Origin of the sequence: Synechococcus sp. N26 (assembly GCF_900473975.1) — a bacterium.
Lineage (GTDB): Bacteria > Cyanobacteriota > Cyanobacteriia > PCC-6307 > Cyanobiaceae > Parasynechococcus.
The window spans coordinates 12,757-30,542 of sequence record NZ_UCNM01000006.1; the positions used below are offsets into that span (position 1 = coordinate 12,757).

Annotated in this window: 16 protein-coding genes; 4 read left to right on the forward strand and 12 right to left on the reverse strand. The window is 61.3% G+C overall.

The window, feature by feature from the left end; translation table 11 throughout:
• Window positions 1-2: 2 nt before the first annotated feature.
• Genes DXY33_RS03305 through DXY33_RS03325 form a run of 5 tightly spaced genes read right to left on the reverse strand, consistent with a single transcriptional unit; the run spans window position 3 to window position 6,800 of the window.
• A complete protein-coding gene (locus DXY33_RS03305; protein ID WP_115131749.1) occupies window positions 3-707 on the reverse strand; it encodes a TrkA family potassium uptake protein in 705 nt (234 codons plus the stop codon).
• 24 nt (window positions 708-731) lie between these two features.
• Complete coding sequence (locus DXY33_RS03310; protein ID WP_115131750.1) at window positions 732-2,147, reverse strand: TrkH family potassium uptake protein; 1,416 nt, start codon at window positions 2,145-2,147, stop codon at window positions 732-734.
• A gap of 29 nt (window positions 2,148-2,176) precedes the next feature.
• Window positions 2,177-3,994, reverse strand: coding sequence for an SLC13 family permease (locus DXY33_RS03315; protein WP_115131751.1), 1,818 nt, complete (start codon window positions 3,992-3,994; stop codon window positions 2,177-2,179).
• Window positions 3,982-5,658: a GTPase HflX gene (hflX, locus tag DXY33_RS03320; RefSeq protein WP_115131752.1), complete on the reverse strand. Its 1,677-nt coding sequence runs from the start codon at window positions 5,656-5,658 to the stop codon at window positions 3,982-3,984. The genes DXY33_RS03315 and hflX overlap by 13 nt, the downstream gene beginning before the upstream one ends.
• Window positions 5,655-6,800 carry an NAD(P)/FAD-dependent oxidoreductase gene (locus DXY33_RS03325; protein ID WP_115131753.1) on the reverse strand — a complete coding sequence of 382 codons (1,146 nt, stop codon included), beginning with the start codon at window positions 6,798-6,800 and terminating at the stop codon, window positions 5,655-5,657. Before DXY33_RS03325 ends, hflX begins: the two co-directional genes overlap by 4 nt.
• A 67-nt stretch (window positions 6,801-6,867) precedes the next feature.
• On the opposite strand from DXY33_RS03325, the gene DXY33_RS03330 reads away from it, so the two are divergent.
• Together DXY33_RS03330 and DXY33_RS03335 are read left to right on the forward strand one after the other, a co-directional pair.
• Window positions 6,868-7,635, forward strand: coding sequence for a phosphoadenylyl-sulfate reductase (locus DXY33_RS03330; protein WP_115131754.1), 768 nt, complete (start codon window positions 6,868-6,870; stop codon window positions 7,633-7,635).
• Entirely contained in the window at window positions 7,636-8,361 is a 726-nt protein-coding gene (locus tag DXY33_RS03335; RefSeq protein ID WP_115131755.1) for a type III pantothenate kinase, read from the forward strand.
• Here DXY33_RS03335 and bcp read toward each other — a convergent pair.
• The gene (bcp, locus tag DXY33_RS03340) at window positions 8,339-8,806 is read right to left on the reverse strand and encodes a thioredoxin-dependent thiol peroxidase (RefSeq protein ID WP_115131756.1); all 468 of its coding nucleotides are present in this window, start codon (window positions 8,804-8,806) and stop codon (window positions 8,339-8,341) included. The two genes, DXY33_RS03335 and bcp, sit on opposite strands and share 23 nt — an antisense overlap.
• 91 nt (window positions 8,807-8,897) lie before the next feature.
• Here bcp and DXY33_RS03345 point away from each other — a divergent pair, with 91 nt between their 5' ends.
• Window positions 8,898-9,509, forward strand: a complete 612-nt coding sequence (locus DXY33_RS03345; protein ID WP_115131902.1) for an alpha/beta hydrolase — start codon at window positions 8,898-8,900, stop codon at window positions 9,507-9,509.
• Window positions 9,510-9,514: 5 nt separating this feature from the next.
• Here the strand turns inward: DXY33_RS03345 and DXY33_RS03350 are convergent, their stop codons facing one another.
• On the reverse strand, window positions 9,515-11,713 hold the full coding sequence (locus tag DXY33_RS03350) for an AAA family ATPase (protein WP_371634546.1): 2,199 nt from the start codon (window positions 11,711-11,713) through the stop codon (window positions 9,515-9,517).
• Between the two features lie 160 nt (window positions 11,714-11,873).
• Between DXY33_RS03350 and DXY33_RS03355 the strand changes: the two genes are divergently transcribed.
• Window positions 11,874-12,950: an efflux RND transporter periplasmic adaptor subunit gene (locus tag DXY33_RS03355; protein ID WP_115131757.1), complete on the forward strand. Its 1,077-nt coding sequence runs from the start codon at window positions 11,874-11,876 to the stop codon at window positions 12,948-12,950.
• 160 nt (window positions 12,951-13,110) lie between these two features.
• Here the strand turns inward: DXY33_RS03355 and DXY33_RS03360 are convergent, their stop codons facing one another.
• The 5 genes from DXY33_RS03360 to DXY33_RS03380 all read right to left on the reverse strand — a co-directional run bounded on the left by DXY33_RS03360 (window position 13,111) and on the right by DXY33_RS03380 (window position 17,740).
• Window positions 13,111-14,769, reverse strand: a complete 1,659-nt coding sequence (locus DXY33_RS03360) for an alpha-D-glucose phosphate-specific phosphoglucomutase (protein WP_115131758.1) — start codon at window positions 14,767-14,769, stop codon at window positions 13,111-13,113.
• Between the two features lie 195 nt (window positions 14,770-14,964).
• Window positions 14,965-15,375 carry a hypothetical protein gene (locus DXY33_RS03365; RefSeq protein ID WP_244275842.1) on the reverse strand — a complete coding sequence of 137 codons (411 nt, stop codon included), beginning with the start codon at window positions 15,373-15,375 and terminating at the stop codon, window positions 14,965-14,967.
• 139 nt (window positions 15,376-15,514) lie between these two features.
• Window positions 15,515-15,721, reverse strand: coding sequence for a hypothetical protein (locus DXY33_RS03370; protein ID WP_006850065.1), 207 nt, complete (start codon window positions 15,719-15,721; stop codon window positions 15,515-15,517).
• Window positions 15,712-16,785, reverse strand: coding sequence for a DUF4912 domain-containing protein (locus tag DXY33_RS03375; protein ID WP_115131905.1), 1,074 nt, complete (start codon window positions 16,783-16,785; stop codon window positions 15,712-15,714). Before DXY33_RS03375 ends, DXY33_RS03370 begins: the two co-directional genes overlap by 10 nt.
• 184 nt (window positions 16,786-16,969) lie before the next feature.
• Window positions 16,970-17,740 carry a phycobilisome rod-core linker polypeptide gene (locus tag DXY33_RS03380; protein ID WP_370593062.1) on the reverse strand — a complete coding sequence of 257 codons (771 nt, stop codon included), beginning with the start codon at window positions 17,738-17,740 and terminating at the stop codon, window positions 16,970-16,972.
• Between the last annotated feature and the right edge of the window lie 46 nt (window positions 17,741-17,786).

Genomic DNA, 17,786 nt, shown 5'->3' on the forward strand with positions numbered 1-17,786 from the left:
GCTCAGTTTTTGGGGAGCCGTTGCAGGTCGTCCACCAGTCCCATCACCACCAGCAGGTGCCCCTCCTCCAGCACGTGGGATGCCGGTGGGTTGACCATCAGGCTGCTTTGCGGTCCTGCCGCCAGCACGTTCACCCGGAAGTTCTTGCGCAGATTCAGATCCCGTAGCGACCGCCCCACAAAAGGTTCCGGAACCTTGATCTCCTCGATGCAGTGCTGTTCATCCAGGGCCAGCCGCTCCATCAGGTTGGGGCGGACCAGTTCAAGACCCAGGCGCTCACCCTGCATGCGCGAGGGAAAGATCACCCGGTCGGCCCCCACCCGCTTCAGCATTTTTTCGTGGAGGTCGCTCGTTGCCCTTGCGATCACCTGGCGCACGCGGCTGCCCTCGCTGTCTTTGGCGATCAAGGTGGCGGTGATGCTGGCCTCGATCGGTTCACTGATCGCCACCACGACGGTGCCCATTTCAAGCACGCCGGCTTCGCGCAGGGCCTCTTCATCGGTGCAGTCCACGACGCGGGCCTCCACGCTGGGCTCCACCTGACGCAGTTCATCCACCGCCCGCTCAGAGCGGTCCACGGCCAGCACATCCGCTCCGTTCTGAAGCAGTTCCCGGCAAACGGCGATGCCGAAACGGCCCACGCCGATGATCGCGAAGCCGAGTCTTTCGCTGCCCTGGGCCGGGCTCCACTGCCACCACTCCTTCATCGCTGCCTCCCCCGCTGATCGCGCTCAGACATACAGATCCTCGCTGGGGTAACCGACTCGATTCTGGCGATTCATCTGGATTTGTTCCTGCGTCATCGCTTCCCAGATCGCACTCAGCAGCAAGAGGATCCCCAGCCGTCCCACAAACATTCCCACCATCAGCACCGCCTGGCCGAAACGGGGGAGTTCGACGGTGACTCCCAGGTCCAGGCCCACCGTGGCAAAAGCGGAGATGCAGGTGAACAGCATTTCCATAAAGGTGAATGAATCCTTCCCGTTCAAATTGCTGGCGATGCTGATCAGCATCGCCATGGCCATCACGAACAGCAGGGAGCCCACCGTGATGCCGACGGCTCTCAGCACTACCTTGTCGCTGATGCTTCTGTTGCGGATCACTACCACCTCCCGGCCCCGCAGGGTGGAGCGGGTGGCCGCCATCAAGGCGGCCACGGTGGTGGTTTTTATCCCGCCACCGGTGCCGCCAGGGCTGGCCCCGATGAACATCAGCACCATCAGCAACAGCAGGCTTGATTCGGTAACGGTGTCGAGCGAGAGCGGAAGGGTGCTGAAGCCTGCTGTGCGTGCCGTGACGGATTTGAACAGGGCTGTGAGCCACCGCTCAGACCAGGGCATGCCCGCGAAGACCTCCCCCTGGTTCAACCATTCCGTCAGGGCCAGCCCCCCTGCCCCGAAGACGATCAACAGCAGGGTGGTGCGCAGCACCAGGCGGGAGTGCAGGCTCAGCCGCCGCCGGCTTCGCCGTCTGCGCAGCAGCTGTGTGGTCAGATCGCTGGTGACCCGCCACCCCAAGCCGCCGGCCACGATCAGCAGCATTACCACCGCATTCACAACCCCGTTGCTGCGGTAGCGCTCGAGGCTGTCGCTCCAGAGTCCGAATCCCGCATTGTTGTAGGCCGAGATGCTGTGGAACACCGCAGCCCAGAGGCGTTCGCCATGGTTGGGGATGTCATCGAAGCCGAAGTGATACAGGATCACAGCTCCCACCAGGATCACCAGCGTCGCCGTCAGGGCAATGCCACGAAACGTGCGCCCAACGCCCCCAACGCCAAATTCATCCAGGGCCTGCCCCCGATCCAACCGGCGACGCAGGGCTGTTCCCTGCACCACAAAGCCCTGGAGAAATGTGGTGATGGCCATCAAGCCAAGGCCCCCCGCCAGGATCATCAGGGCCAGCACCGCCTGGCCGAAGGTCGTGAGATCGCTGCCGATGTCGATGATCGACAGGCCCGTCACGGTGATGGCTGATGTCGCCGTGAATAGAGCTTCCCAAAGCCCCACGCGGCTAGAGGAGCACAGCGGAGTGGCCAACAGCAACGTGCCGATCAGCACCACCAGCAATCCAGTTACCACGGTGAACTGGGGAACCGTGAGCCGACGATGCCAGCCCTGGGTGCGTTCGATGGCTCTTCCGATCGGCACAGGAGCGGGCGAGATCTGACCAGTGTTGTTCAGGATCCGCCGTAATGCCAGAGAATCAAGGCCGGCACGATGATGGTCATGATCAGCGTCAGGCCAATTCCGTAGCGGGTGACGTCGAGAAACCGATAACGGCCTGGACCGAACACCATCAAATTGGTCTGGTACCCGACGGGCGTGAGAAACGACTGACTCGCACCGAACAGCACTGTGATCAGCAAGGCGGTGGGAGACAGCTGAAGTGATGGGGCCATTTGCACCGCGACAGGCGCCAGCAGGGCCACCGAGGCGGCATTGCTCATCACCTGGGTGAGCAGCGTGGTGCCGATGAAAACAACCATCAAAGCGGTATAGCTCGGCCAGCCCGCCAGCCCCTGCTGGAGCACTAGGGCGAGGGCATCGGCGAGGCCCGTGCTCTGCATGGCCACGCTGAAACTGGTGAGGGATCCCAGCAACAGGATCACGTCCAGCCGGATCGAGCGCTGCAGTTCACCAAGGCGAAGGCAACCGGTGGCGACCACGCTCACCATGGCCAACAGCACAGCCGCCACCAGGGGAATGGGGGTGAGCGTCGGCAGCATCAGCATCGCCAGAGCAATGCTGACGGCCACGGGCTTGCGCCGCACGGTGGGAAGGTCATCCTCCAGTCGATCCAGCACCAAGAGGTCGTTGCTGGCCTGCAGGCCGCGGATGGAGTCGATCGGTGCCTGCAACAGCAACACATCGCCCTCCCGCAGGATCACCTGGCCGAGGCGTTCCTGAACAGTCTCCTGGCCGCGGCGAAGCGCGAGCACTGTGGCGTTGTGGCGTTGCCGGAATCGCAATTCCCGCAGGCTGGCGCCGGCCAGAGTGGAACCAGCCGGCAGCAACACTTCCACGGTCTTCTGACCGCTTGATTCTTCGGAGTAGATGCTGAACCCGGCGTTCTGCCCCTGAGTTGTGAGCTGAACCGTGTGATCCTGCTGGAGACGCAGTAGATCGGGGCGGGTGACCCGCAGCAGGAGACGATCGCCGGCTTCAAGACGACGGTCCGCCAGGGGGGGCAGCAGCCGCTCTCCACCGCGTTGCAGCTCCAGAACGTCCACGTCGAAACGGCGCTGCAGCCGACTGTTCAGCAGTGAGCGCCCCACCAGCTCCGAGTCGGGGGGGATGCGCACTTCTGTGCAGTAGCTGCTCGTTTTGCTGGTGTTTCCCAGGTCATCCGTCGTGGCACCGCGGTCCGGTAACAGCACTCTCGGAGCTATCACCAGGTAGATGGCCCCGGCCAGCCAGACCGGCAGGCTGATCAGCGTAAAGCTGAACAAATCTAGGGAGCCGTAGCCAAGTTGCTCGCTGATGTCGCTCACCAACAGGTTCACCGAGCTGCCCAGTAGCGTCAGGGTGCCTCCCAGAACAGTTGAAAACGACAAGGGCAAGAGCACCCGAGATGGCGAGATGCCGCGCCGTTGGCACCAGCCCTCCACCACGGGCAGAAGCGAGGCCACCACGGGGGTGTTGGGAACAATCCCTGACACCGGGGCGATCACGAAGGCCATTAGTGCGATCAGACGCCGCGAAGACCGGATCCGCTCCGAGGCGATCAGATCTCTGAGTCGATCCAGGGCACCGCTCTTGAACAGTGCCGCGGAGACCGGGAACAGGCCTAACAGGGTGATCAGTGCAGGACTACCGAACCCCGCCAGAGCCTCCTGGGGATTGAGCACCCCGGTAGCGATCAGCAGGCTCAAACTCAGCAAGCCGGTGAGCTCCGGTGCAATCAACCCGGTGATAAACAGCACCACTGCCAGAGCCAACACGCCCAGGGTGATCAAGGCCTGAGGGTTTTGAAGAGCGCTGCTCAGCTCGGCCATGGCGGCGAGTCGCCAGTCATCAATTGTGGCGATTCTGCCCCGGGATCAAAAAATTGCTCCCGCAGCCACTGTTTCAGGCCCTGCAGCCCATCGCCCCGCACCGCCGACAGGAACAGGGCGTCGGGTTCCCGCTGATGAATGATCTCTATCTCAGTTGCTTCACAGCGGTCGATCTGATTGGCGATTACCCGTCGCAGGGCGGTGCTGCCAAGGTCGTCGAGCAGCCGATGCACCGTGTCCAGGTGGCCCTGCCAGTCGGGGTCAGCAAGGTCGACCACCAGCAGGAGCACATCGGCATCCAGCGCCTCCTCCAGCGTGGCGCGGAAGGCCTCTACTAGTGGGGCGGGGAGATCGCGGATGAAGCCAACCGTGTCGGTGAGCAGTAACCGTTCGGGACGTGCCCCAGGGCAGGGAAGGTCGAGTTTGCGGGTGGTGGGGTCAAGGGTCGCGAACAATTTGTTTTCCGCCAGAACGCGATCACTGGCTCGTTTGCCGCACAAGGCATTGAGCAGGCTGGATTTGCCCGCGTTGGTGTAGCCCACAAGCGCCACCCGCGGTAGATCACGCCGCTGATCCCGTAAGCGGCTGCGGTGGGATTGCAGTTGGCGTTGATCCCGAAGTAGCCGTTCGATGCGTCGGCTGATGGCCCGACGGTCTTTTTCCAGTTGTGTTTCCCCTGGGCCGCGGGTGCCGATGCCACCGCCCTGCCGCGACAGGCTGCTGCCCCGTCCCAGTAGGCGCGGCAGCCGGTAGCGCAGCTGAGCCAGTTCCACCTGAAGCCGCCCTGCAGCACTACCGGCCCGCTGGGCAAAGATGTCGAGGATCAGCTCACTGCGGTCGGAGACCGGACAGCTGAGCAGCCGTTCCAGATTGCGGGCCTGCACGGGGGTGAGCTCTCGGTCGGTGATCACCAGGGAGGCCTGGCAGCGGCGGATCTCGAGGGCGGCTTCCTGAAGTTTTCCAGAGCCCCATAGCGTTTGGGGATTGGTTTGGCCCCGGCGCTGGCTGGTCCGGGCCACCGGTTCGGCGCCGGCACTGCGTACCAGGCCTTCCAGCTCAGCCAGATCCCGCTGGTCGCGCTGTTCATCGCCACTGGTGAGCGTGAGCAGAAGCACCCGCTCGTCTCCGGTTGCGGCACTATTGCTTTCGGGATGGGGTTCGTCCGGTGTGAGGACGCAAAGATCCCTCAGGTCGCCCTGTTCAAACAATCTCCAGCCATCCGCTTGAGACGGGTCTGGAATCAACAGTTCGGCCGGGCGAGCTCCATCGCCCCCTGGGCAGGGTGCAAAGCGCAGCCAGTGCCGAGGAGCGATATCAAGGGCGACCACGGCGTCGCGGGGATCTGAATTCAGCCCTTTGCGGGCGAAAGGGCAGCTGATCAGTCGCCAACCCCCGCTGCTCCGCCGCGGCGTCCCCGGCAGATGCTGCTGCAGCGAATCGCTGCCGGTGAGAGGCCCCAGCCAGAGCAGGCGGCAGAGGCCACGGCCATCCAGCACCAGGTGCAATGCCATCTCCAGATCCAGCACCAGCTCGGCCAAGCGTTCGAGGCTCAGGAGATCGGCGCCGCAGTCTTCGGGATGACGGCGATGACTCAACCGCTCCAGCTGCCGTTGCTGGCTCGGGCGCAGACCACGGCAACGCCCGCCGAGGTGAGATTGCTTCACCGGTTCAAAAACCAGGCACCTGCAGAGCGCAGACCCAGAGAGATCCCTGGCAGACGCGTGAGATAGGTGGCCCGTCGCAACTGGAAGGCCAAGGGGCCGGCCAAGGTGAGCCCCATGCCGGTGAGGGTGGCCTCACCGACACCGAGGCTGAGCATTTCGCCTCGGTCCTCGAACTGGAAGGGTTGTGGCTCCTCCTCCATCCGCAGCTGCGCGATGGCTGCGGCCGTGGCATCGCCCTGTTGCATCGCCACCTGGGCGCTGGCGGGCCATGGGCTGCCAGGCCGGGCTGAGAGATCCCCGAGGGCGAACGTGTTGGTGCAGCCCAACAGGCGCAGGTCATCGTCAACGGCCAGGCGCCCCCGTTCCAGCACGGGTGTGGGTGAGATGGCGGGGATGGTGGGACTGCTTCCTGCGGTCCAGATCAGGCCTGAGTGAGGCAGAACAGCACCGTTGGCAAGAACAGCAGTGTTGGATTTCACTTCACTCACGCTGGTGTTGAGCTGGACCACCACCCCTTTGCGTTCCAGTGCTGCCTGGGCCCGCTCGCGATTGAATGCTGTGCTGCCGGGAAGGATTTCATCGCCCATCTCCACCAGGCGAACGCTGGCAGCACCGTCGATCAGATCCGCCAGCTTGCAGGCCAGTTCCACGCCGGTGGGTCCCGCGCCAACAATGATCAGCCCGGCCTCTCCATCCCGTTGCTGGTGCAGGGTGTTGAGCCATTGCTTGAGGCGGCTCACATCGCTGAGGTCACGGAAGCCGGAGCTGTGTTCCTTGACGCCTGGAATGCCGAAATCATTGGCTTTCGATCCCGTCGCCAGCACCAGTTGTGACCATCCCAAGCAGTCTCCGGAGGCCAGTTCGATGCTTTGGCTGGTTTGATCGATGCCAACAACGCTGTCTTTGATCCAGCAGATGCCGTTGTTCAGCAGTTGGTCGTAGCGGGGGGCCACCTCCCAGCTTTGAAGTTCATCGCTGAGCAGTTCGTACAGCAGCGGTTGAAAGAGGAAGCGATCCCGCGGTTCGACCAGAACAATGGGGCAGTTGGGCTGCCGTCGCTGAAGAGCAAGTGCTGTGAACAGGCCTCCGAATCCACCGCCAACGATCACCACGGCATCCGATGGGGACGAGGGTGAACGCATGAAGGAATCTGCCGGTTCTCAAACGATAGGAACCTCACCCGGTCCCGCGACAAGGGAAGATGGCGTGATGACGGAGGCTCCTGAGGCCATGGTGCCCATGGCGGTGCAAAACGAGTTGCTCGAAGGACGCAAGCTGCTGGAGTCGATGGAGCCGCAGGAGCGTCTGGCCTGGGGGTTGGAACAGTTCGGTGAGAATTTTGCTCTCACCACGAGTTTCGGGATCCAATCGGCTGTTCTCCTGCACATGCTGAGCACCCTCCCCGGCGGTGATGCTGTGCCGGTGATCTGGATCGATACCGGTTATCTGCCTCCAGAGACCTACACCTATGCCGATCAACTCACCCAGCAGCTCAGGATTCGTCTGGTGGTGAGTCAGAGCGAGATGTCCCCGGCTCGGATGGAGGCCCTGCACGGGCGGCTTTGGGAGTCCGGTCGTGTGGAAGACCTGGAGACCTATCACCGGATCCGCAAGGTTGAACCCCTGGAGCGATCCCTCAACGACCTGAACACACGCTGCTGGGCCAGCGGCGTGCGGCGTGGCCAGACCGATCACCGCCGCTCAATGACCGCTTTGGATCCGATTCGGGAGCGTTGGTCATTGCGCCCCCTGCTCGAGTGGACCAAGCGCGATGTGTACTACTACATGCAGGACAACGACCTTCCCCAGCATCCATTGTTTGAACAGGGTTATTCCACGGTCGGCGACTGGCATTCCAGTGGTCCTGATGTTGGCGATCTGAGTGGCCGCGACACCCGCTTCGGTGGATTGAAGCAGGAGTGTGGAATTCATCTGCCACAGGAGGTGAATGAAGGGCTGATGGGTGAAGGCATCTGAGTGACGGGGTCTGCACGGGAAGTCGACCGCGCCCTGCTGATCGGCAACAGCCGTTGGCATTGGGCGCAGCGGCAGGGCAACACTGTCCGCATTGAGCACGGTCCTCCTGACCCTGGTCGCATCGGGACTGACCCTCCGGTTTGGGCCGCGGTGGGGCTTGTGCCCGAGCCGCTCATGGCCCACCAGGATCTGCGCATTCGCCTGGAGGATGTGCCCTTGCCTCAGGCTCCTCCTTGGTTAGGGGTTGACCGAGCTCTCGGGGCTTGGATGGCCTGGCGTTGCAGTCAGCAGCAACAGCTCGACTGTTCCAGGGGGTTGCTTCTGGTGGATGCCGGCACCGTGTTGAGCCTCACCCGGGTGACGGCAGACGGCTGTTTTGGAGGCGGGCAGCTGATCCCGGGTTATCGGCTACAGCTCCAGGCCATGGCCGATGGAACCCTCGGTTTGCCATCAACCCCTGAGGATCTCGACAACGACGCTCTGCAAGAGCTCTTCCCACAGCAAACCGTTGCCGCCATGCAGCGCGGTGTTCTGGAGGCGATGTTGGCCTCCATTGCGGCGGCTCAGCAGCATTCCCAAGGCTTGCTGTGGATCTGCGGTGGGGACGCTGCCCTGTTGAAGCGTCATTGGTCCGGTGCAACGGAGTTGTTGCAGCTGGAGGGTGATCTTCAGTTGCAAGCACTGCTGAGCCTGGGGGCTGGGCTCAGCTCAGCCCAAGATCGCTGATCAGGGTGTCGGCCATGGTGGCCGCTTTCACCTTGAGATAAATCCGCTCGAGTTTTCCTTCTTCATTGATCAGGAAGGTGTGGCGCATCATGCCCATGTATTCGCGCCCCATGAACTTCTTCAGCCCATAGCTCTCATAGAGGCTGGCCACGGCACAGGGTTCCTCATCGGTGAGCAGGGTGAAGGGAAGTTCGTGCTTGTTGATGAATTTGTTGTGGGAGGCGGCTCCGTCCTTGCTGACACCCAGAACGGTGATGTTGTTGGCTTTCAGTTGCTCCCAGCGATCGCGGAAGTTGCAGGCTTCTTTGGTGCAGCCCGGGGTGTCGTCCTTGGGATAGAAATACAGAACAACCTTCTTCCCGCGCAGCGAAGCGAGGCTGATGGAATCACCGTTTTGATCGGGAAGGGTGAAGTCGGGGGCGGCGTCGCCGATTTGCAGGCTCACGAAAAGGGTTTGGTCAGTGGCGGCAGCGTACGGCCCTCAGGACAGGACTGTCCGTGCGGCCTACGTTGCAATCAACCTGCAGCTTTGGGCCATGGCGTCGCGGATCAGGCTCGAGCACATTGCAGGTTCCCTGGCATCTCTTGTTTTTTGTACGTACCTCGCGGTCATTCCTGGACCGTTTTCAAAAGCAGGTACTCAGCAACCGGTGCGCTGGAACACGGGTGGCTCAGTTAGCACCACCACTTACAGCGAGCTCGAATCCTTTCTTGTTGACGGCAAGGTCACAGACCGTGCTCTTCAGGACGCCATTCGGATGTCTGGCTGGACCGCTGAGGAGCTCAGTTTTGGTTTGAACAAGAGCTATGCAGTTGACCTCGCCGGTGTATCCCGGTTTCTTTATTCCCAAGCTGGTAAAGCCTTCCTGGATGATCAAACAAGGTCTTATGTCCCTTATTGGCGCCAAAAGGCGACGGCGGTAACGGCTCTACGGGCCGCCATCATCGCGGATGCCAAGGATGGGCTCATTAGCTCAATCGGCATCATTAAACAGCTGCCCGTCGCCTTCCGTTTATCAGATAACGGACCGAATGATGGTAAGCAGAGGGTTTGTGCTCCTGACAAGGTGAGCGGAGCCCAGTCCACTTCGCTGCTGTCCTGGTACGTCTTTCTGCCTGCTTGCATCAAAGCCAATTCAGAGCTCTGATCTCCTTATTTGAGCCCAGGTTTCGGCGTTTTTTTTGATGGCATGCTGCACTTGCCTTGGATCAATTGATGGCGCATCGGCAGTCGCAGGCCGACCTCGCCCAGGTCGTTCAACGATTGGCGCAACTGCGTCATCACCTCCTTGCTGATCTCCCCCATGGCCTGCCGGTAGGGCGACCCATCGATTAGCCATCGCTCAGCCAGTTCGGTGCCCCCTGGAAGCATGAGATGTTCCAGCCACTCCTCACAACGGAGCTGCCAGCCAGCCTTCGCTAACAACTTTTCCGGACGCTGCTGCAGCTCAAGCCACTGCTGTTCTTGAGCCACTAGATCGCTTAACAGCTCTGTTGGCTCGCCGTCTTGCAGCAATGCACCGGCGGGCCCCAGTTCGGCGCGGCTGATCAGCAGCCGTAAGCCTGTTGTCGGCTCGGCATGTTGGTTGATTGTCTTCAGCAGCGCCGTCCAGTTCTGCCCTTGCAGGTCGGCAGCGGCGAGCCGACCCCCGATCCAATCGAAGGCTTGGCTTTCGGGCAGAGCGTCGAGGTTGCCTGTTAACAGCTCTGGTTGATGCTCCGGCTCGAGCAAATCCATCTGCGCTTCCAGCCGGCTGCGGTCGGCATCGTTCTTGCACAGCACGGTCACTCCTCCTTCCGGGGTGGCCCTCAATGGATCGAGGGCCCAGATCAGCGAGCGCACCCCCAGCAGCAGCACTCGATCTCGACGGGTCCAGGGGATCTCCCGCCAGAGCCGCTCTCGCAGGCGCTGCAGTCGCTCCCCCTCCTGTCCTAGTTGGCGCTGGACCCAGCGGTCCACGCCAGGACGGTCGGGCCCGCTGCTCAAAAGCAAAGGCTGGTCGGCTGCCAGTTCCGCGGCCGCGGCGAGTTGGGCTGCCCGGCGTTCCGCCATCCGCTCGCGTCGTTCCCCCTCCCAACCGAGTTGTCCGGGCTGCCAGAACACCTCGCCTTGCAGGGGTGTGGGGAGGTATTGCTGCTCCACCCAGTGTTCTGCGTAGGCATGGGGGTAGCGGTAGCCCACGCCATCGCCGAAGGCGGCTCCATCCCGGTTGGCATCGCGCAAATGCCCGGGCACGTCCTGCTTTTGCGCATCGCGCACGGTTTTCAGGGCATCAAAGAAGCCCAGAACGCTGTTGCTCTTTTCGGTGCCGGCCAGGTACAACGCGGCCTGGGCCAAGGGATACAAGCCCTCTGGTAGCCCTACCCGTTCGAAGGCTGCGGCACAGGCTTCCACCACCACCATGGCCTGAGGGTCGGCCAGGCCGATGTCTTCCCCCGCCGCAATCAGCATCCTCCGGAAGATGAAACGTGGGTTCTCACCGGCCTCCACCATGCGGGCCAGCCAGAACATCGCCGCATCGGCATCCGAGCCCCGTAGCGATTTGATGAAGGCGCTGATGGTGTCGTAGTGGGCATCACCGTGCTTGTCGTAAAGCACCGCCCGCTGCTGGATGGATTCCTCGGCGATGGCCAGAGTGATTTGGATCACGCCGTGGCCATCGGGTTCGGAGCTCTCCACCGCTAGTTCAAGGGCATTGAGCAGGCTGCGGGCGTCTCCGCCCGCTACATCAACGAGGTGGTTGGCGGCATCGCTGCTGATGGCGATGGCGCGGTCGCCGTACCCCCGCTCATTGTCTGCAAGGGCGCGTCGCAGCAGCCGCTGTAAATCCTCTGGTTCTAGAGGCAGTAAACGAAACAGCCGCGAGCGGCTGACCAGTGCCTTGTTGACTTCGAAATAGGGGTTTTCTGTTGTGGCCCCGATCAAGGTGACGGTGCCGTTTTCCACCCATGGCAACAGCGCATCCTGCTGGGCACTGTTGAAGCGGTGCACTTCGTCGATGAACAGGATCGTGCGAAGGCCATGCCGTTCAAGGCGTTGGCGTGCAGCATCAACCTCGATTCGTAAGTCTTTGACGCCGGCCAGCACGGCGTTGAGGCTGCTGAAGTGGGCACGGGTGTGGTTGGCAATGATCCGCGCCAGGGTTGTTTTGCCGACCCCGGGCGGGCCATGCAGGATCAGGTTGCCGACCCGATCGGCCTTGATGGCACGGCGCAGGAGCCGTCCGTCAGCCAGGATTCCGCTCTGACCTTCAAATTCCTCCAGCGTGCGTGGACGCATGCGATCGGCCAGGGGGGCCAGCATCCTTCGTTGCTGCTCACCGTGAAAAGCGAAGAGGTCCTGAGCCAACAAACCATCGGCGATGCCCCAGTGTCCCTGAAGTTTTCAATCAGTGCTTGAGCTGGTCCAAATCGGACGCTTTTTGAGTCTGTCTGTTTCCAGGCTTGCAAATCTTCGCGGCCCGGTTCTTACCTTATGACCACCTCATAATCCATTTCAAAGCCTTTTTGCCGTGCCTCATCTGCAGCGCCTCCTGCTTACCGTCGCGGCTCTGATCACGGTTAGTTCCTGCAGGAGCGAAGCACCGAAGCTGCCGCCGCCGCCGAAGGTTCAGGCTGCTGCTGCTCGGCTGGTGGAATTCACCGAGGGGATCGACACCGTCAGCACGCTCGAGGCCAGCAACCTTGTGGAGTTGGCCGCTCAATCGGGTGGACGAATTGAGCAGCTGAAGATTCGCCAAGGTGATGAGGTGGAGGCCGGTCAGCTTCTGCTGGTCCTTGATCAAGACGAGGAAAAGGCCAACGCCGACAGGGCTAAAGCCAATTACGAGCGTTACGCCTACCTGGCTGAAGTGGGAGCAACGTCGCAGAAGGAGTTGGATCGCTACCGGACTCAGTACATCGAAGCGAAGGCCAAGCTCAGTTACAGCAATCTCACTTCACCCTCCGCCGGCACGGTCGCTGACGTGAAGGTGAAAGTGGGTGATGTGATCCAGCAGGACCAGGTCTTCACCAGCCTGGTCCAGAACAATGAGCTGGAAGCAAGGGTGGAAGTGCCAGCGATCTTCTCGGCCCGGCTGCAGGAGGGCCAGCCAGTTGTTCTGATGGCCCCTGGCAGCGAAGAAATACTGGCCACAGGTGCAGTGGAATCAATTGATCCACGCATCAACCCCAACACCCAAGGACTGTTGGTGACGGCGGTGTTCCCCAATAGCGACGGAACACTGCGGGATGGTTTGCGACTGCATACGCGTGTGCAGATCAAAGCTGAGGAACAGTTGGCTGTTCCTTTTGCCGCTGTTACCCAGACCTCGGGTCAGAGCTTTGTCTTCCGGCTCGGAAGTTTCGATGAGCTAAAGGAGAATCCTGGTAAGGCGGATTTAAAAAGGCTGGAGCTGAGAATTAAGGCCGGCAAGCTTCCCGCGAACTCGCAGTTCGCCTTGCAGACACCAGTCAAGGTGGGCGAACTGGAGAACAACCTGTATCCCATTACCAAGGGCCTGAAACTGAATCAGAGGGTGGCCACCACCAACCTGCTGAACCTCAGACACGGGATGCCTGTGCAGGTGCAACCCGCCAAGGCGAACTGAGGTTGAACGATGTCTGCTTCCAATAACTTCATCACCAAACCGGTTCTCAGCACGGTTTGCAGTCTTTCGATCACGGTCGTGGTCGCTGGGTGTTTATCCGCAGCAATCAAAAAGCCACCCAGAGGGGTGGCTTTGGCATGTCAGGAGTGATGGATCCGGATCAGGTGATCACGGTGGGTTGATCCATGCCTGTGCGTTGCTTGATCTCCGCCAGGTCATTGATAGCGCTGATCATCTCGGCCAGGGCGACCTGGGGATCCTGGTCGAGGTCGCCGCTGCTGGGCACATAGCTCTCCAGGTAGACGCGAATCGTTGCTCCCTTTGTGCCGGTGCCGGAGAGGCGAAGCACAACACGGCTGCCGTCGTCCAACAGGATCCGCAGACCTTGGCCTGACGTCACGGAACCATCGACGGGGTCGGTGTAGCTGAAGTTGTCTGCGGTGCTGATGGTGCGTCCGGCAAAGGCCTGGCCCACCAGGCTGGGCAGCATGGATTCGAGGCGGTCGTAGAGGCCATGGGCGGCGTCGCTGGCGACGGCCTCATAGTCGTGACGCGAGTAGTAATGGCGTCCGAAGCGCTTCCAGTGTTCGGCCATGATCTCGGCGACGCTGCAGCGACGCACGGCCAGGATCTGCAGCCAGAACAGCACGGCCCAGAGGCCATCTTTTTCGCGCACGTGGTTGCTACCGGTGCCGAAGCTCTCTTCACCGCAGAGGGTGATCTTGCCGGCGTCCAGCAGGTTGCCGAAGAACTTCCAGCCTGTGGGCGTTTCGAAGCAGTCAATCCCCAGCTCCTTGGCCACCACATCCACTGCAGCGCTGGTGGGCATTGAACGCGCCACCCCGGCCAGGCCTTCGGCGTAGGCCGGAGCCAGCGTGGCGTTAGCAGTGAGCACGGCGAGGCTGTCGCTGGGATTCACAAAGCAGCGCTGGCCTAGGATCATGTTGCGATCGCCATCGCCGTCGCAGGCAGCGCCGAAGCGATACTCATCTCCCTCGAGCAGCAGTTCAGCCAGATCGTGGGCGTAGGTGAGGTTGGGGTCGGGGTGACCATTGCCGAAGTCTTCCAGCGGTGTGCCGTTCCGCACGCTTCCCGCCGGTGCACCCAGCAGCCCCTCGAACAAGCGAGTGGCGTAGGGTCCGGTGACGGCATGCATTGCGTCAAAGGCCAGGGGGAAATCGCTGTGCATCAGATCGCGGATCTGATCGAAGTTGAACAGCTCCTGCATCAGGGCAACGAAATCATCGACGCCGTCGATAACCTCAACCTGCATCGCGCCGATGCTGTGAAGACCAGTGGCATCTAGGGGGATTTCTGGAGCCTCAACAATCGTGTACTGCTCCAGGGTCTTGGTGCACTCGAATACCGCATCTGTGAAGGAGGCGGGGGTGGGGCCACCATTGGCACCGTTGACCTTGACACCGAAGTCACCGTTCTCACCACCCGGGTTGTGGCTGGCGGAAAGGATGATGCCCCCGATGGCCTGACGTTGCCGGATCAGATTGGAGGCGGCAGGCGTCGAGAGGATCCCGCCGGTGGGGACAATCACCTTGCTGAGGCCGTGGGCGGCGCCCATCCGCAGGATCACGTCGATGGCACGGCGGTTGCCGTAACGGCCGTCGCCCCCCACCACAAGGGTGCCGCCCTGTACGCCTGGCAGCGTGCGAAGCGACGCTTCGATGAAACTTTCGAGGTAGTGGGGCTCCTCAAACTGGCGACTGCTCTTGCGCAGGCCGGAGGTCCCTGGCTTTTGGTCGGTGAAAGGGGTGGCCAGGCGCACCTGGCGTTGGGTCGGTTCCGCAGGGGCCGAGATGGTCATCACAACGGATGAGGGCTATATGCGGAACCTAAACATGGAAATCCATTTGTAATGCGTCGGTCGCGACCAGTTGATGTCGTTACCCCTGTGGCCCGCACCAAACCTGAGGACCATGCAACGCAGAGCTTGAAGCGAGCCATTCGCTTGGCGGTGCCTTTTTGGGAGACATTGACTGCCACAAGTTTTGGATCACTCTCAAGCCTGACGCGATTTGAGTTTCTCGTTTTTGGTCACCGGCTCTGCGCAGAACCTTGGGATACGACGGGCTGTGTTCGTAATGGTGTCTTTGCGCCTGAAGTCGTTGTTGTTGGCGACCTTGGCTTCGTCCATCAACATCCACAACACGTCTTTGCAGCGCTCGGGCAACCTGGAGTGATCCATCAAAGGATCAGCGAGTTGCCTTACTCGCTTGCAGGCCTCTGTTGAGTTGATTCGGGAACATGCGTAGGCGGCCTGTTCGATGCCTCGCAGTTGCTCTTTGCTGGGCCAAGCCACATAGGGCTCAGCAGCCATAGACGGGGCAATCATGGATAACACCATGAAGATGCGAATGAGTGCAGGGAAGTTCATGGCGCTCATTATCTTTCGTTTGATCTGGTTTTTCATTTATTAGATACTCCGACCTCTATGGACTTTTTGACGATCGAATTTCATTGGACATTTGCTGGGACCCCCAGCCCAGTGCTGTACCAGAGCCGCTCCATGTTCAGATGAAGAACTTGGCGTAATCAGAGTTCCCCGGTTTTCAGTGGGGCATCTCCGATGTCTTCAGCATCGCCACAAACCAAAGTCCACTCAGAACAAGGGCGACGCCCACACCGGCTCCGATGCCAACCCGGGCCATCACCAAAGGCACCACCAATGGAAAGACCATCGCCCCCGCGAGGGGGGTGATGGCCACGAACCAGCGCAGGGATGCTGGCGCTTTGGAATCGGAAGGGTTCAGAACCACTCGGCGCGGGCTTCGCTGGCAGGGTTGCTGTTGTCTTCAGGGGTCTCACGCTTGAAGTTGAGCGTGATGTTGCGCTTCTGCTCTCCATCGGAGGCAGTGGCTTCGATCGCATACATCTGCTCGCCATCCCGGAACGGCACTTGAATTCGGAAGGTGCCGTCGGTGGAGAGAGGCACTTCTTCGCCACCGATGGTGAGGCGAGCGGAAGGGTCGGTGGCGCCGTAGACGATCAGTTCGGCGTCAGCCACCAGCCAGAAGGAGCGTTGGCGGGGAGCCACGCCACCAAGGCCAGACTCGTTTCGTCCGCTGGCCCAGAGGCCAGCCCCCGAGTCGTTCAAGCCACTGCTGTCGCCGGAAACGTCAAAGCCCTCCTGGAATTCTTCCGAGCCAACCCGACGGCGGCGGAACTGAACCGTGGCGCTTTGGTAGAGCCGCTCGTGCAGGCCACTGTTGCTCGACTCGATCGGCGCGACGGGAGCTGGAGCGGATTCAGCCGGTGCTGCCTCAAGGCTGAAGGGGACGAACTGATCAAGGATCTGCTCGCTTGGGTGAAGAGCGGGCACGCGTGCCACGGAAGAGAAGGCCAGAGACATCCAGCTGGCGCCGATGCGATAGCCCAACTCCACCCGGTAATCCCTGTCACAGAGGGGTACGGGCAGATACCACTCGGTGCTGTGACTATCGACGGGGACTTCCTGGAGGGTGTGGGGATGGGCATTGCCGTCTTGCATGCCCGTCACGTCAGCCAGGCGCAGGCAAAGACGGCTGGCGCCATCCTTTTGGGCCACCTTGCGATCGGGGTCGGAGATCTCCCAGAACACGTAGGCCCACTGGGGGTCGCGAGGCAGGAACACCACGCGGGTGTCGCTGCTGCCCATGGCCGGCGCGTTGAGTTCCGCCTCGATGGCCTTCAGATCTCCACCACGCTTTTGCTGACGCTGGGCAACCTCGTCGACCAGGGTCTCCTTGCTTTTGCGGCTGTAGAGCGGCACCCCTAGGTCGCTGGCGATCTGACGCAGTTGACGAAGGGTGAGACGTGCCAGGGATGAAAGGGTTTGGGACACGTCCAAAAACTCCAGGTTTCGTTTGGGATCATTGTGATCTGAAAAATTCCTTTTCGAAGCGTGAAGCGGTCAAGGGTCAGTGGATGCTGACCACTGGGTGAACGTCGATCCCGGGGATCACAGTCAGAGACACAAAAAAAGCGGAGCCGAAGCCCCGCTTTTTTGAACATGGTCGAGGCCGGGATCAGCGGCCGATGCTGCGGTAGGGAACCTTCGACATGTAGTCCATGTCGGCGCCACCGCTGGGGGCAACTCCACGGGGGCCGCCCATTTCTGCCACCCAGGCCATGTAGTCCTGAGGTGAGCCACCCTTGCGGATTTTGGCGCGGGCAGGAACTTTCTTGGCGGGCCCGCCGGTGAAGACGATCTGGGGGAAGCCCAGGATTCCCCGGTAGTACTCGTCGTAGCGGGGGGTTGTGATGTTGAACGGCGTATCGCCCAGCTCCCGGCCGGGAAGCACGCGGTTGCGTTGGTAAGGAACCGTGTCGTAGCCGAAGGCGTCGAGGTACTCGGCGCTGTCGAGCAACACATCGACAAGCCCTTCCAGGCCTTTGGTCGCAATCACGATCGACCAGGAGAGCTCTTCGCCTTTGCCGTTCACCTTGCGGCCAAGGATCCGTTCGCAGAGGTGGCGAACAACCTTGTAGTTGCTGTTGAAGCCGTAGAAGGTGCGCTTGAAGGTGTCAGAGAGCACCAGGCCGCGAATGAAGTCGCGAACCGTGATCTGACCATCCTTCAGCTGGGACTCAAGGTTGACGTCCCGGTCTGTTTTGAAGGCGTGGAAGAAGATCTGCCGGTAGGCGGCTTCCACAACGGTGTCGAGGTTGTCCCGGTCGTCTGCAATTTCCAGGGAGTAAGCCCGTGATCCCTCGTCGGAGCCGACACGGAGGTTCGGAACGCCCGCTCTCAAGGAGTTCTGGGTGATCGGTGCGTACTCCAGAAGAGGAATGGCCACGCGAGCTACAGCATCCACTGCTGGCAATCGTAGAAGTGCTGGGTCT